The sequence below is a fragment of the Janibacter terrae genome (assembly GCF_039636765.1).
GTDB lineage: Bacteria > Actinomycetota > Actinomycetes > Actinomycetales > Dermatophilaceae > Janibacter > Janibacter terrae.
In genome coordinates this window covers 305546-319045 of record NZ_CP144167.1, presented here as the reverse complement: position 1 = coordinate 319045, position 13500 = coordinate 305546, and the positions used below count along the sequence as shown (strand labels likewise).

The following is a 13500-nucleotide window of genomic DNA, read 5'->3' as shown; positions in this document are numbered from 1 at the left end:
GAGAAGACTAGGCCATCAGGACACGAAATGGTCACGGTGCCTGTGGAAACTTTCCGCTCGCCCCCTACGCGCCATGTGGCGACCTGTCCGGCTGCCCGTGCACCGCCCGGTGCAGCTCGGCCATCTCCTCGTCCATGCGCGCCGCGGTAACCGCGGCGTCGGCGATCCGCTGCCGCAGGTGGGGCGGGACGTCCCCTTCGTACTTGTAGAAGATCTTGTGCTCCGTGCTCGCCCAGAAGTCCATCGCGACGGTTCGGAACTGCACCTCCACAGGGACCTGCACCGGCCCGGAGGAGAGGAAGACGGGGATCTCGAGGATCACGTGGACCGAGCGGTAGCCGTTGGGCTTGGGGTGGGCGATGTAGTCCTTGACGACGCGCACGGTGATGTCCGCCTGCGCGGTGAGCGAGTCGACGAGCCGGTAGACGTCGGCGACGAAGGAGCAGATGACCCGCACCCCCGCGATGTCGGTGATGTGCTCGCGCAGCGCGGAGATCTCGAGCTCGACACCCTGCCGGGCGGCCTTGTCGATGATGCTCTCGGGACTCTTGACGCGGGTCGAGATGTGCTCGATCGGGTTGTCGCGGTGCAGCTCGGCGAACTCCTCGCGCAGGATCTCCAGCCGCGTCGCGACGAGCTCCATGCCGAATCGGTAGCCGAGCATCATGCGGGTGAAGTCCTCGCGGATGCGGGCGAAGCGCTGCACCGCATCGGCGGGCAGGTCGACCGGGCTGGTCATGTCCCTCCTCCTGGCGTCCGGGATCGCGGACAGGGTAGGGACCCAGCCTGAGCGTCGGCCGGGACGGCCGTAGGGTGACGGCGTGGACCAGGGCCCGATCGTCGTGAGCGCGGTGGAGCTGCAGGATGCGGAAGGGAGCGTCCTCACCGTCCGCAAGCGCGGCACGACCTCCTTCATGCACCCTGGCGGCAAGCCCGAGGAGGGCGAGTCCGCGGCCGACTGCGCGATCCGTGAGGTCGCCGAGGAGCTCGGGCTGGCGCTCGACCCCGCGGACCTCGAGCTCGTCGCCGTCCACCACACCGATGCCGCCAACGAGCCCGGCCGGGCGCTCGTCGCGACCGTCTTCCGGCACCCGCACCTGACCTCCCTTCGCCGTCCGCGGATCACCCCGGCCGCGGAGATCGAGGAGGTGCGCTGGGTGGACCCGACGCAACCCCTGCCGGACGACTCGGCGCCGCTGCTGCACCTCGTGGTCGAGGCGCGTCGGTGACGTCCCGACGATCCGCTAGAGCGACAGGGCGACCCGGGCCAGGGCGAGCGGGATCCACACGATGGCGCCCACGACGACGAGCGTCAGCAGGCCGTGCAGGACGAGGAGCGGGCCCCACCGCAGCCACAGGTCACGGGCATCGCCGCGGCTCTCGGCGCGGAAGACCGACTGCTTCTGGCTGCGCACGATGCGCCCCCACTCGCCCCCTTCGTCGCGCATGAGCGGGGCCCAGAGGTCGCCCGCCGCGCGGGCCCGCGCGAAGTCGACGAGGACCCGCCGCGAGGTCACCCACCAGCCCCCGGCGAGCAGGGTCAGCAGGAGGAGGACCACGAGGGCGGCGAAGCCCCAGGCCGCCCACACGAAGAGGGTGAGCCGGGCGGTCTCGGGGTCATCGGGCACCCGCAGAGCGTAGGCCGTGGACCGGGCGAGCGGGTGGTGGCCGGGCGAGCCGCGCTGGACGTGGTGATCGGGTGCGGTCGATGCTGGCGGCATGAGCACCTGGAGGAGCAACCCCGCCGCCCGTGAGTGGACGGGCGGTGTCGTCCACGAGGGCGCGCGCGCGTTCCACCGCACCCTGCCCGGCTACGCGCCGACGCCCCTCGTCGACCTGCCGGCGCTCGCCGCGGAGCTCGGGGTCGCACGTGTCCTCGTCAAGGACGAGTCGCAGCGGCTCGAGCTCGCCGCCTTCAAGGTGCTCGGCGCCTCGTGGGCCTGCCACCAGGTGCTCGACAGGACACCCGGAGCACAGCTCGTCACCGCGACCGACGGCAACCACGGTCGGGCCGTGGCCTGGCTGGCGCGGCTGCTCGGGACGTCCTCGACGGTCTTCGTCCCGGCGGTCATGACAGCGGGGGCCGAGCAGCGCATCGTGGACCAGGGCGCCGAGGTGGTCCGGGTGGACGCGGACTACGACGAGACGGTCCGGGTGGCGGCGCGGTACGCCGCCGAGGACCCCCGGCGTGAGCTCGTCCAGGACACGGCCTGGCCGGGCTACGAGGACGTGCCCGGGTGGATCGTCGACGGGTACGACACGCTGCTGCTCGAGATCGACGAGCAGCTGGGTGGCGAGCCCGACCTCGTCGCCGTCGGGGTGGGCGTGGGGTCGCTCATCCAGGCCGTCGTCGCGCACTACCGGCGCGGCTCGTCGGTCCGGGTGCTCAGCGTCGAGCCGGACACGGCGGCGTGCGTCCTCGCCAGCTTGGAGGCGGGGGCGCCGGTCTCCGTCGAGACGGGCAGCACGGTCATGGCCGGCCTCAACTGCGGCACGGTCTCCACGCTCGCGTGGCCGGTGCTGCGCGACGGGTGCGATGCCGCGGTGACCGTGACCGACGAGGCCGCGCTCGCGGCCTCGCGGGACCTGGCCGCGCTCGGGATCTCGTCGGGCCCCTCCGGGTCGTCGACGCTCGCCGGGGTGCGCGCAGCGCTCCTCGACCCCGGTCGGCGCGCCGAGCTCGACCTGCCGGAGGACGCGACCATCGTCCTGCTCAGCACCGAGGGGATGCCGGCGTGAACCCCCTTCGCGTGGACGAGGAGCAGCTGCGGGCGTGGCGCCACCACCTGCACCGCCACCCCGAGACGGCCTTCGAGGAGGCCGTCACCTCCGACAGCGTGGCCGCCGTCCTCGCCGACCTCGGCTACGACGTCGTGCGGGGCCTGGGCGGGACCGGTCTCGTCGCCTCCCTGACGAAGGGGGAATCGCCGCGGGCCGTCGGGCTGCGGGCCGACATGGACGGGTTGCCGATCACCGAGGTCGCCGGCCGCGAGCACGGGTCCGCCACCACCGGTCGCATGCACGCCTGCGGGCACGACGGGCACATGTCGATGGTGCTGGGGGCTGCGGCGGCGCTCGCCTCCCAGGACTTCGACGGGACGGTGCGGATGGTCTTCCAGCCCGCGGAGGAACCCGGCCGGGGCGCGCAGTCGATGGTCGACGACCGACTCTTCGAGCGCTTTCCCGTCGACGCGATGTACGGGCTGCACAACATGCCGGGGATCCCGGCCGGTCACCTGCACACGCGGGCGGGTGGGTTCATGGCGAGCGAGGACGACTTCGAGATCGTCGTCACCGGCCGCGGCGGCCACGCCGCCCGGCCCCACGCAGTCGTCGACCCGCTCGTCGTGGGCGCCGAGATCGTGCTCGCGCTCCAGACGGTCGTCGCACGCAGCATCGACCCGGCGGCACCAGCAGTGCTGTCCTGCACGGGGTTCGTCACCGACGGGGCCCGCAACGCGATCCCGACGACCGTGCGGATCAGCGGGGACACGCGCAGCTTCGACCCCGCGGTGCAGGAGCTGCTCGAGCGGCGCATCCACGACCTCGCGACGGGCATCGCCGCCGCGCACGGGGCGAGAGCCGAGGTGACGTACACGCACGAGTTCGCGCCGACGCTCAACGACCCGGCAGCCGCCGCGCGGGCGGTGGCGGCGGCCCGTGCGGTCCTCGGCGCCGAGCGGGTGGACGGCGACTGCGACCCGGCCATGCCCAGCGAGGACTTCGGCGTCTTCGCCCGGCACGTCCCCGCGTGCTTCGTCTTCCTCGGCAACGGGACACAGCCCGGCCGTGGGGGGACCCCGTTGCACAGCAGCGACTACGACATCAACGACGACATCCTCGCCGACGGCGTGCGCTACCTCGTCGCGGTCGCGCTCGAGGAGCTGCGGCAGGCGCCGTGACGCGACGGGGACGCTCTTCGGGGAGGCTCAGGGACTGAGCGCCGCGACCCCGGGTCCGGTGACCCGTCCGAGGCCCGCCCGCCGGCCCGTGACGAGGAGGTAGAGGTCGGACATCGCGCCGGTGACCTCGGGGCCGCTGCCGTGGGACCAGTCGGTGTCGGTCGCCTGCAGGCGCACCCGGTCGAGAGGCAGGTGCTCGAAGACCTTGCCCTTCCTGCCCCCGGCCAGGTGCAGGGCGTGGTCGGCGGCCACCCGGAGGTGGTCGACGGGAAGGTCGGGGTCCAGCGCCAGCGGCAGCGCGATGTCGAGCGTGTGGGCGAGGAGGTCGAGGTGGACCTCGCGCACGCTGAGCCCGGGGAAGGTGCGGCGGTTGCCCACGAGCTGCTCCAGGCGGTCCACGAGCTGCTCCGGGGTGTGGCGCCGCGCGATCTCCCGGGAGCCCTCTCGGATCAGCCGGTTGATCCCGCCCGGGTGCCGCAGCGCCATCGCGGCCAGGGCCCCGTTGCCCATGAGCGGCATGGTCACGTGCGCGAGGACGTCCCGGACGGTCCAGCCCGTGCACAGCGAGCCCGTGGCCCACTGGGGTGCGGTGAGCGGCCGCACCAGGCCCGCGAGCCGGGTCCGGCCCTCGTCGACGGCCCTCCACATGCTCTCGGTGTCCATGGCCGTCCCCTCTCGCGACGTGATAGTACGATCATAGGACTACATCTGGTCCCTGAGGAGACCCACCAGGAGGTGCCCGTGCCCCGTGAGCTGCCGCTCGGCATGCTGATGTTCCTCGCCCACCGTGCGGCCGAGGACCGGGTCTTCGCGCGCCTCGCCGAGGCCGGGCACGACGACATCACCCGCGCGCAGGGGCGCCTGCTCGCCGGCATGGACGAAGGGGGGACCCGCCTCGTCGTCCTCGCCGAGCGCGCCCGGGTCGCCAAGCAGACCGCCGTCGCGCTCGTGGACCGCCTCGAGCGAGCGGGGTACGTCACGCGCGAGCTCGACCCGAGCGACGGACGCGCCCGCCTCGTCGTGCTCACCGAGCGTGGTCGCGGGCTCATCCCGCACGCCCGCCGCGCGGAGGCCGAGACCGATGACGAGTGGACCGCCGTCCTCGGTGCCCGCCGTGCTCGCGCCCTGCGCGCCGCCCTCGACGACCTCCGCGACGTCGTCGACCCCGAGTCCGCACTGCCCCGGGGCAGTGCCGGGTCGGGAGCGGTCGTTTGGTCGCAGGGGGAGGGCAGGAGTTGACTGGGCGGGTCCCCCCTTCGTCGTCCGAGAGGAACCCCCGTGCGCACCGTGAAGGCATGGGCGGCCACGTCCGCCACCGCCCCCCTGTCCGCCACCACCATCGAGCGACGTGACGTCGGGCCCGACGACGTCCTCATCGAGATCGCCTACGCCGGCATCTGCCACAGCGACATCCACACCGCGCGCAGCGAGTGGGGCCAGGCCCCGTACCCGCTCGTCGTCGGCCACGAGATCGCCGGCACCGTCGCCGAGGTCGGCTCCGACGTCACCAAGCACCGGGTCGGTGACCGCGTCGGCGTCGGCTGCCTGGTCAACTCGTGCCGCGAGTGCGATGCCTGCAGGGCCGGCAAGGAGCAGTACTGCCCGCAGTCGATCGGCACGTACAACGCGACCGACCGTGACGGCACCATCACCCAGGGCGGCTACTCGACGCACGTCGTCGTCACGGAAGACTTCGCGCTGAAGATCCCCGAGGGTCTGGACCTCGACGTCGCCGCGCCGCTGCTGTGCGCGGGCATCACGACGTGGTCGCCGCTGCGCCGCTGGGGCGTCGGCGAGGGCTCGAAGGTCGCCGTCGTCGGTCTCGGCGGCCTCGGCCACATGGGCGTGCAGCTGGCCGTCGCGCTCGGCGCCGACGTCACCGTGCTGTCCCAGTCGCTGAAGAAGCAGGAGGACGGCCTCGCGCTCGGCGCCACGGACTACCGCGCGACGAGCGACGCGTCGACCTTCGAGGACCTGGCGGGGCACTTCGACCTCATCCTCAACACCGTGAGCGCGCAGCTGCCGATCAAGCGGTACCTCGGCCTGCTCGCGCCCGAGGGCACGCTCGTCAACGTCGGCGGCCCGGTCGAGCCCTTCGAGGTCCCGGCCTTCTCGCTCATCGTGGGCGGCCGCTCGCTCGCCGGCTCCAACATCGGAGGCATCCCCGAGACCCAGGAGATGCTCGACTTCTGCGCGGAGCAGGGCATCGGCGCCAAGATCGAGGTCATCTCCGCCGACCAGGTCAACGAGGCCTGGGAGCGGGTCGTCGCCTCGGACGTGCGCTACCGCTTCGTCATCGACGCGGCGACGATCTGATCCCGCGCCGGGGACGAAGGGGGAGAACCTCGACCCGTCCCTGACCAGGAGTTCACCCACCGGACCTCACGGGCGGTGAGGCTGGGCACACCCCAGCCCCCACCCGTGAGGTCCACCCATGTCCCGCATGCTCGCTCGGCTGGCCGGTGTCGGCGCCGCCGCGCTGCTCGTCGCCGTCCCGTCCCTCCCTTCGCAGGCCGTCACCCCGGCTGCACCCACCTCGGCCGTGGCCGTCGCGACCACCCCGCTCACCGTCGCCGACGCGATCGGCCGGCAGGACGGGTCGACCCAGACCGTGCGCGGGTACGTCGTCGGGCAGCCCACGGCGACCAGCACCGTCGTGCGCAGCGGCTTCCCCAACGACTACGCCCTGGCCATCGCGGCCAGCCCGTCCGAGACCGACACCGCGCGGATGCTCTACGTGCAGCTGCCGAGCGCGCTGCGCTCGCAGTGGGGGCTGGCGTCCAACCCCGACCGCATGGGCGACCAGATCGACGCGACCGGTGCGCTGTCGGCGTACTTCTCGCACCCGGGGATGAAGAGCACGAGCGCGATCTCGCCCGCGGGCGCGAGCGACCCCGGCGACCCGACCGACCCCGGCGAGCCGACCGACCCGGGCAGCTACTACGACGGGACCGCCGGCCTCACCGGCAGCCAGCTGGAGGCGCGGCTGCACCAGATCATCAGCAACAACCGGGTCCTGTCCTACGACCAGGTCTGGGACGGCATCAAGGACGTCGACGAGGACCCGCGCAACACCAACAACGTCGTCCTGCTCTACAAGGGCACGAGCTCACCGAAGTCGAACAACGGTGGGGGAGTGGACAACTGGAACCGTGAGCACGTGTGGGCCAAGAGCCACGGCGACTTCGGCACGACCGCCGGACCCGGCACGGACCTGCACCACCTGCGTCCGACGGACGTGACGGTCAACAGCGCCCGCGGCAACCTCGACTTCGACGACGGCGGCAGCGAGAGCACCGAGGCGCCCGGCAATTACTCGGACGGCGACTCCTGGGAGCCGCGGGACGCGGTCAAGGGTGACGTCGCCCGGATGATCTTCTACATGTCGGTGCGCTACGAGGTCGGCGACGTGGTCGACCTCGAGGTCAACGACCGCGTGGGCAACGGCTCCACCCCGTACATGGGGCGCGTCTCGGTGCTCAAGCAGTGGAGCCAGCAGGACCCGCCGGACGCCTTCGAGCAGCGCCGCAACGAGCGGATCCACGCCAACTGGCAGGGCAACCGCAACCCCTTCATCGACCACCCGGAGTGGGTCGAGTCGATCTGGTGACGCATCATGCGCCGCGCAGTGGCGTGACTCCTCGCCCTGGGCGCACGCGGTCGATCCTCGGGGTTCCGCAGATAAGGGAATTCCCTATCTTCCTGAAGGACCTCGTTATGCCTTTTCCGTTGAGTCCCAGTTAAAGCACTCCTAGGGTCGAGCCAGAGTTTGTTTCTTCTGGTTCCCATGATCGGAGTAGGCGTGAGAATTGCGGTACTGGGTGGGGGGCACGGCTGTTATGCAGCCGCAGCGGACCTGAGTGAGCAGGGGCATGAGGTGCGCTTGTGGCGCCGCGACGCGCAGCAGCTGGCTCCCATCCTGGAGCGACGCGTGATCACGCTCAAGGACGAGCGGGGGTCGCGGGAGGTGCAGATCGCACGAGTGTCGACCGACATCGGCGAGGCGGTCAGAGGTGCCGAGCTGGTCGTCGTCCCGGTCCCGGGCGTGGCCCAGCGGGACATCGCCGTCGCCATGGCGCCCCACCTCGAAGACGGCCAGGTCGTCTTCCTGCCGCCCGGCACCTTCGGCGCCTGGATCATGAGCGAGATCGTGCGCGAGCAGGGCAGCACCGCCCGCGTCAGCTGGGCCGAGACAGGCACCCTGCCGTGGCTCGCCCGCAAGCACGGCGACGCGGTCATCAACATCTCGGCGCGAGCAACCCGCCTGCCAACGGGTGTCTACCCGGCCGCGGACACCGACCGGGCGCTCGAGGTCATCGGTGCTGCCTTCCCCTCGGTCGAGCGGTGCGAGGACGCACTGTCCGGTGCGCTGATGAACGCAGGACCGATCATCCACCCGCCGCTCATCCTCATGAACGCCGGTCCGCTGGAGCACTTTCCCGCCTGGGACATCCACAACGAGGGCACGCAGCCGTCGGTGCGGGCCGTGACGACCGCACTCGACCACGAGCGGATCCGGGTGCGCGAGGCGCTCGGCTACGCCGCGCCGCACTTCCCGCTCGCGGACCACTACGAGAACGACCAGTGGATGTACGGCGACACCTCCTCCCACGCCAAGCTCGTCGACAGCGGTGACTGGCGGGAGAAGATCGACCTGCACGAGCACCGCTACATGCGCGAGGACACTGCGCTCGGCCTGGCCTTCCTCGTCTCCGTCGCCGACTGGGCCGGCGTCGATGTCCCCGTGGCCGCGGGCCTGCTCGCGCTTGCCGGCGCGGTCGTCGGCGAGGACCTGCGCGACGGGGAGCGGAGCCTCCCCACCCTGGGGCTGGCCGGCCTGTCCCGCAACGAGATGACTGCCCTGCTCACGGAGGCTCGACGATGAGCGTCCTCGGTCCCGTCGTCTGCGTCGGCGGTGGGCGGATGGGCCGCGGCATCGCAGTCGCCCACGTGCTGGGCGACATCCCCGTCACCCTCCTGGACGTCAAGGAGCGCGACGCCGCCGGCGCCGCGGCCTTCGCCGAGGCCGTGCACGCCGACGTGCGCGGTGACCTCGAGCGCCTCGTGGGGCTCGGCGCCCTCGCCCCGGAGCGGTCCCAGCGCTGCGCCGCGCTGGTCGGCGTGGCCCGGCCCGACGAGACGGCACAGGTCCTCGCCGCCGCCGGCCTCGTGTACGAGGCGGTCCCCGAGACCGAGGAGGCCAAGCGCGCGGCCTTCGCCCTGATCAGCGAGCACGTCGCCGCGGGCACCCCAGTCGGGTCGACGACCTCGGCCATGCTCGTGACCGAGCTCGCCGGGCAGGTGACCCACCCCGGGCGCTTCCTCAACACGCACTGGCTCAACCCCGCCTTCGTCGTGCCGCTCGTCGAGCTGAGCGTCCACCCCGGCACCGACCCTGAGATCGTCGCCGCGGTCCGGGCGCACCTGGAGGCCATCGGCAAGGTGCCCGTGGTCTGCGGCCCGACCCCGGGCTACATCGTCCCCCGCCTGCAGGCGCTCATCATGAACGAGGCGGCCCGCCTCGTCGACGAGGGCGTCGCGAACCCTCAGGACGTCGACACCGCCACCCGCTACGGGCTCGGCTTCCGCTTCGCGAGCATGGGGGTGCTCGAGTTCATCGACTACGGCGGTAACGACACCCTCTTTCACGCGGGCCGCTACCTGGCCGAGCACGTCGACGAGCACCGGTACGCGGTGCCGGACATCGTCGAGCGTCATATGGATGGGCGTAACGGTCTGCGCGATGGCGTCGGCTTCCACGAGTACCCGGCGCAGGAGCAGGAGGCCTACCGAGCCGACGTCCTCACCCGCCTGCTGCGCGCGCAGGAACTGCTGGGCGCGGCACCGGAGCGGACCGCGCAATCCACGGTCCAGCACTAAAGGAATCCCCAATACCAGGGAAACCTACCAGTCGATAACCTCCCGAAGTCACAGCGTCATTATCTCGCGTCTCTGCACGCCGATGCATTTCGGGAATGCCCCCTCCCGCACGAATGGGAACAAAGGAGTATCTCATGAAGAGGATCTTTGCGGCCACGATGATTGCCGCTCTCGCCACAGCCACCGCCGCGTGTGGTGATTCGGGCGGCGGCACCACGGACGGGCACAAGAACGTCGAGCTGTCGTTCGTCACGTCCTTCGCCAAGGACCACCCGCTCAACAAGGGCTTCTTCATGTTCAGCGAGGAGCTGGAGAAGAAGGCTCCGTGGATCACCGTGAAGTACAAGGGTGGCCCGGAGACGATGGACCCCTCCCAGATGATCGAAGGGGTGCAGTCCGGCGCCATCGACGGCGCGGCCCTGCCCGGTGACTACTACGTCCAGCAGGTGCCGGCCCTGGAGCTGGCGCGCTTCTCCCCCTTCAGCCCGCAGGAGGAGCGCAAGGAAGGTGTCTCCGACCTATGGGAGAAGATCCACGAGGACGCCGGCTTGCACTACGTCGGGCACAGCATCTCGGGGATCCCCCAGGTGATCTTCCTCAACGAGAAGGTGGACAGCCCGAGTTTCAAGGGCAAGTCGATCCGCACCTCGTCCGCGACCTCCAACATGGTCAAGGCTCTCGGCGGCACGCCGGTCGACCTCCCCGGCGGGGAGATCTACACGGCCCTCGAGCGCGGGGTCATCGACGGCTCCGCCTGGACGTCCGTCGGCGCCCAAGACCTCGGCATCTCCAAGGTCGCGAAGTTCTACATCCAGCCACGCTTCTACGACTCCTTGGCCAACACCGTCATCAACGACACGAAGTGGAAGTCGCTCGACGAGGAGACCCAGCAGGCCATCACCGACACGATGGTCGAGCTCGAGCCGAAGATCTTCGAGCACTTCGGCGACGTTGCCGCCAAGGAGACCGCCGACTGGCAGGCCACCGGCGTCAAGCCCATCAAGTTCACGGGCGAGGACTCGCAGAAGATCCTCAAAATCGCCTACGTCGACGCCTGGGAGGCGCTGGACTGGAAGCGTATTTCCTCCAAGGGCCCCGAGGCCGAGCAGATGCGGGAGAAGTTCAAGGCCGGCTACGGCGAGGACCTCAGCAGCGTCGTGCCCGGTGGCACGATCATCGAGCCCGAGAAGTGACCCATGACCGACTCTGGACGCAGTGACCCGGGGCGCGAGGTGGAATGGGAGCCCGCTCCCGATGACCTCCTCGCGACCTCCCACCTGCACCACTCGGAGGCTGAGCAGGACGCGATCGCGCACCCAGACTGGCTCCCCGCCAAGATCCCGGAGGCCGTCGGAGCGCTCGTGGTCTTCCTCCTCATGGTCGGCGTGGGCGGCGGAGTGCTCCTGCGCTACGCCGGCCACGGGGTCTTGGGGCTCATCGAGCTGGCCTCCCTGTCGATGCTCGTCGTCGTCGTGCTCGGGGCAGCGGGTTTGTCCTACCGGGACGAGCACGTGCGCCTCGAGATCATCGACACCGCGGTCGGCAGGAGGGGGATCCAGCGACTGGAGATCTTCGTCGACGTCGTCCAGATCCTCGTCACGGCCGTCGTCATCTACGCGCTGTCCGAGGTCTTACGGTCCGATCTGCTGACCGGGACCACGCTGAGTGGTGAGCTCGCGATCCCCCGCAAGTGGGTGAGTGGCGTGGCGGTCATCTGCTTCGTGCTCGTCCTTGTCGTCCTCATCCGCAAGATCGTCGTCGACCTGCGTGTCATCCGAAGGGGCAATGACTGATGCTCGACATGTCGTGGTTTGCCTTCCTGGGCTCCTTCCTCGCCATCCTGCTGCTCCTGCTGATCCTGCGTGTCCCCGTGGCCTTCGCCATGCTCGGGACCGGCGCGCTCGGGGCGCTCGTCGTCTACGGCGACGTCAACTCCGCGCTGAACCAGATCGGACTGAGCATCCTCAGCAGTGTCACGACCTTCACCTTCACGGCGATCCCGCTCTTCATCCTCATGGGTGAGCTGATGTTCCGAAGCTCGGTGGCACAGGAGGCCCTCGACGAGCTCTCGATCGCCATGAGACGCATGCCGGGCCGCCTGGCGATGGTGGCGGTCGGTGGTGGAGCGGCCTTCGGTCTGCTCTCCGGATCTACCTTGGCCAACACCGCGCTCTTCGGCCGCACCCTGCTACCCGACATGGAGAAGCGCGGCTACGACCCCCGTCTGGCCGTCGGCTCGATCCTCGCCGCCGGTGGTCTCGCGATGATCCTGCCGCCGAGCGCCCTGGCCATCCTCTGGGGTGGCGTCGCGCAGGTCCCGATCGGTCCGCTGCTCATCGCGGGCATCGTGCCCGGCCTGATGATGACCCTCGGCTACGTCTTCATCATCCTCGTGTGGAGCCGACGCGGCGCCGACGGTGAGGAGGTGGCGGCGCGCCGGCGCAGCTTCGCCGAGGCCCTGAGCTCCGGCCTCAAGCGGGCCGCTGGTCCCGGCGTCATCGTCGTCGCCGTCCTCGGCACGATCTTCTTCGGCATCGCCACCCCGACCGAGGCGGCAGCCATCGGTGCCGTGGCCTCGCTCGTGCTCGGCGTCGGCATGCGCAAGCTCACCTGGCGCGGTCTCTACGACTCGTGCGTCGGGACCGTGCGCACGACGACGATGATCTTCGCGATCGTCCTCGGCTCGACCCTTTACGCGCAGCTGATGAGCTTTTCCGGCGCGACGAGCGGGCTCGTCGACGCCGTGACGAGCGCCGTGTCGGGCACCGTCCTCATGCTGCTCGTCATCATGGCGGTGCTGCTCGTGCTCGGTGCCTTCATCGACCAGGTCTCGATCATGCTCGTGACGGCCCCGCTCTTCATGCCGATCGTCGGTGCTTTCGGCTGGGACCCGGTGTGGTTCAGCATCCTGCTTCTCATCAACCTGCAGATCGCCAACACCACCCCGCCGTTCGGGATGAGCCTGTTCGTGATGAAGGGGGTGGCGCCGCACCTGAAGATGTCCCTGCTCTACCGGTCGGTGCTGCCGTGGATCGTCTCCGACCTCGTCGTCATCACGATCCTCGCGATCTTCCCGAGCATCGTGCTCTTCCTGCCCGGGATGATGTCGTAGTGGCCGCCGCGACCCCGGACGAGCTGGCCCAGCGGCTCGCGGCCCTCGAGCATCGGGTCACGGGTCTCGAGGCCGAGGCCGAGATCCGTCGGGTGCAGGCGCGCTACATGTTCCTGTGCGACACGCCGTGCCCCGAGCCGGGAGTCGTCGACGACGCCCACCGGATCGACCTGATCATGGACCTCTACGCAGACGATGCCGTCTGGGAGGGCGTCGGCGAGTACTACCAGGGCCAGTTCGGTCGGGCGGAGGGCGCCACGCAGATCCGGGCGCACTTCGCGCGCTTCTGGGGCGAGAAGCAGGACCCCACCTTGGTCCTCAACGCCCACTACCTCACCGCCGAGCAGATCCACGTTCGCGGAGACGAGGCCGACGGCCAGTGGATCCACATGCAGCCGTGGGTCTTCGCCGACGGCACGACCCGGGTGCGTTCGAGCCGGCTCAACAACGCCTTCCGTCGCGAAGGGGAGCGCTGGCTCATCACCCGCACCCGCACGGAGAACGTCCTCATCGCCGACCTCCCGCAGGGACTCGTCCACGACATGCCCTCGGCGTCGGTCCTCATGGACCCCTGATGCGTCCACAGCCGCGCCACACCCCGGTCCC

At 70.5% G+C, this 13500-nt stretch carries 15 protein-coding genes; 12 read left to right on the top strand and 3 right to left on the bottom strand.

The features are described 5' to 3' along the window. Positions 1–64 precede the first annotated feature (64 nt). Positions 65–739, bottom strand: a complete 675-nt coding sequence (locus V3C34_RS01620; protein WP_346007884.1) for a GTP pyrophosphokinase family protein — start codon at positions 737–739, stop codon at positions 65–67. An 82-nt stretch (positions 740–821) separates the two neighbouring features. On the opposite strand from V3C34_RS01620, the gene V3C34_RS01615 reads away from it, so the two are divergent. Next, positions 822–1229 (top strand): NUDIX hydrolase, encoded by a 408-nt coding sequence (locus tag V3C34_RS01615; protein ID WP_082807697.1) that lies wholly within the window; start codon positions 822–824, stop codon positions 1227–1229. 15 nt (positions 1230–1244) lie between these two features. Here V3C34_RS01615 and V3C34_RS01610 read toward each other — a convergent pair whose 3' ends face one another. Then, positions 1245–1628 carry a hypothetical protein gene (locus V3C34_RS01610; protein WP_169702022.1) on the bottom strand — a complete coding sequence of 128 codons (384 nt, stop codon included), beginning with the start codon at positions 1626–1628 and terminating at the stop codon, positions 1245–1247. Positions 1629–1719: 91 nt separating this feature from the next. Between V3C34_RS01610 and V3C34_RS01605 the strand changes: the two genes are divergently transcribed. Together V3C34_RS01605 and V3C34_RS01600 are read left to right on the top strand one after the other, a co-directional pair. Then, the gene (locus V3C34_RS01605; protein WP_338539178.1) at positions 1720–2739 is read left to right on the top strand and encodes a pyridoxal-phosphate dependent enzyme; all 1020 of its coding nucleotides are present in this window, start codon (positions 1720–1722) and stop codon (positions 2737–2739) included. Beyond that, positions 2736–3902, top strand: a complete 1167-nt coding sequence (locus tag V3C34_RS01600; RefSeq protein WP_346007883.1) for an amidohydrolase — start codon at positions 2736–2738, stop codon at positions 3900–3902. The genes V3C34_RS01605 and V3C34_RS01600 overlap by 4 nt, the downstream gene beginning before the upstream one ends. 27 nt (positions 3903–3929) lie before the next feature. Here the strand turns inward: V3C34_RS01600 and V3C34_RS01595 are convergent, their stop codons facing one another. Further along, entirely contained in the window at positions 3930–4565 is a 636-nt protein-coding gene (locus V3C34_RS01595) for a maleylpyruvate isomerase family mycothiol-dependent enzyme (RefSeq protein WP_068328030.1), read from the bottom strand. Positions 4566–4643: 78 nt separating this feature from the next. On the opposite strand from V3C34_RS01595, the gene V3C34_RS01590 reads away from it, so the two are divergent. The 9 genes from V3C34_RS01590 to V3C34_RS01550 all read left to right on the top strand — a co-directional run bounded on the left by V3C34_RS01590 (position 4644) and on the right by V3C34_RS01550 (position 13469). Next, positions 4644–5141: a MarR family winged helix-turn-helix transcriptional regulator gene (locus V3C34_RS01590; protein ID WP_345913984.1), complete on the top strand. Its 498-nt coding sequence runs from the start codon at positions 4644–4646 to the stop codon at positions 5139–5141. 39 nt (positions 5142–5180) lie between these two features. Next, on the top strand, positions 5181–6218 hold the full coding sequence (locus V3C34_RS01585) for an NAD(P)-dependent alcohol dehydrogenase (protein ID WP_346007882.1): 1038 nt from the start codon (positions 5181–5183) through the stop codon (positions 6216–6218). Positions 6219–6336: 118 nt separating this feature from the next. Continuing rightward, the gene (locus tag V3C34_RS01580; RefSeq protein WP_345913986.1) at positions 6337–7512 is read left to right on the top strand and encodes an endonuclease; all 1176 of its coding nucleotides are present in this window, start codon (positions 6337–6339) and stop codon (positions 7510–7512) included. A gap of 177 nt (positions 7513–7689) precedes the next feature. Beyond that, positions 7690–8787, top strand: a complete 1098-nt coding sequence (locus V3C34_RS01575; RefSeq protein ID WP_346007881.1) for an NAD/NADP-dependent octopine/nopaline dehydrogenase family protein — start codon at positions 7690–7692, stop codon at positions 8785–8787. After that, positions 8784–9782, top strand: coding sequence for a 3-hydroxyacyl-CoA dehydrogenase NAD-binding domain-containing protein (locus V3C34_RS01570; RefSeq protein ID WP_346007880.1), 999 nt, complete (start codon positions 8784–8786; stop codon positions 9780–9782). The genes V3C34_RS01575 and V3C34_RS01570 overlap by 4 nt, the downstream gene beginning before the upstream one ends. A gap of 134 nt (positions 9783–9916) precedes the next feature. Next, a complete protein-coding gene (gene dctP, locus V3C34_RS01565; RefSeq protein ID WP_346007879.1) occupies positions 9917–10975 on the top strand; it encodes a TRAP transporter substrate-binding protein DctP in 1059 nt (352 codons plus the stop codon). Positions 10976–10978: 3 nt separating this feature from the next. Next, positions 10979–11575 (top strand): TRAP transporter small permease, encoded by a 597-nt coding sequence (locus tag V3C34_RS01560; protein ID WP_346007878.1) that lies wholly within the window; start codon positions 10979–10981, stop codon positions 11573–11575. Further along, entirely contained in the window at positions 11575–12894 is a 1320-nt protein-coding gene (locus V3C34_RS01555; RefSeq protein WP_346007877.1) for a TRAP transporter large permease subunit, read from the top strand. The genes V3C34_RS01560 and V3C34_RS01555 overlap by 1 nt, the downstream gene beginning before the upstream one ends. Next, complete coding sequence (locus tag V3C34_RS01550) at positions 12894–13469, top strand: nuclear transport factor 2 family protein (RefSeq protein WP_346007876.1); 576 nt, start codon at positions 12894–12896, stop codon at positions 13467–13469. The genes V3C34_RS01555 and V3C34_RS01550 overlap by 1 nt, the downstream gene beginning before the upstream one ends. Positions 13470–13500 lie beyond the last annotated feature (31 nt).

What these genes read in the sequence shown, in the direction of transcription:
- V3C34_RS01605 (WP_338539178.1), top strand. Translation starts at nt 1,720, where the DNA reads ATGAGCACCTGGAGGAGCAACCCCGCCGCCCGTGAGTGGACGGGCGGT.
- V3C34_RS01580 (WP_345913986.1), top strand. Translation starts at nt 6,337, where the DNA reads ATGTCCCGCATGCTCGCTCGGCTGGCCGGTGTCGGCGCCGCCGCGCTG.
- V3C34_RS01620 (WP_346007884.1), bottom strand. Translation starts at nt 739, where the DNA reads ATGACCAGCCCGGTCGACCTGCCCGCCGATGCGGTGCAGCGCTTCGCC.
- V3C34_RS01560 (WP_346007878.1), top strand. Translation starts at nt 10,979, where the DNA reads ATGACCGACTCTGGACGCAGTGACCCGGGGCGCGAGGTGGAATGGGAG.
- V3C34_RS01555 (WP_346007877.1), top strand. Translation starts at nt 11,575, where the DNA reads ATGCTCGACATGTCGTGGTTTGCCTTCCTGGGCTCCTTCCTCGCCATC.
- V3C34_RS01595 (WP_068328030.1), bottom strand. Translation starts at nt 4,565, where the DNA reads ATGGACACCGAGAGCATGTGGAGGGCCGTCGACGAGGGCCGGACCCGG.
- V3C34_RS01575 (WP_346007881.1), top strand. Translation starts at nt 7,690, where the DNA reads ATGATCGGAGTAGGCGTGAGAATTGCGGTACTGGGTGGGGGGCACGGC.
- V3C34_RS01570 (WP_346007880.1), top strand. Translation starts at nt 8,784, where the DNA reads ATGAGCGTCCTCGGTCCCGTCGTCTGCGTCGGCGGTGGGCGGATGGGC.
- dctP (WP_346007879.1), top strand. Translation starts at nt 9,917, where the DNA reads ATGAAGAGGATCTTTGCGGCCACGATGATTGCCGCTCTCGCCACAGCC.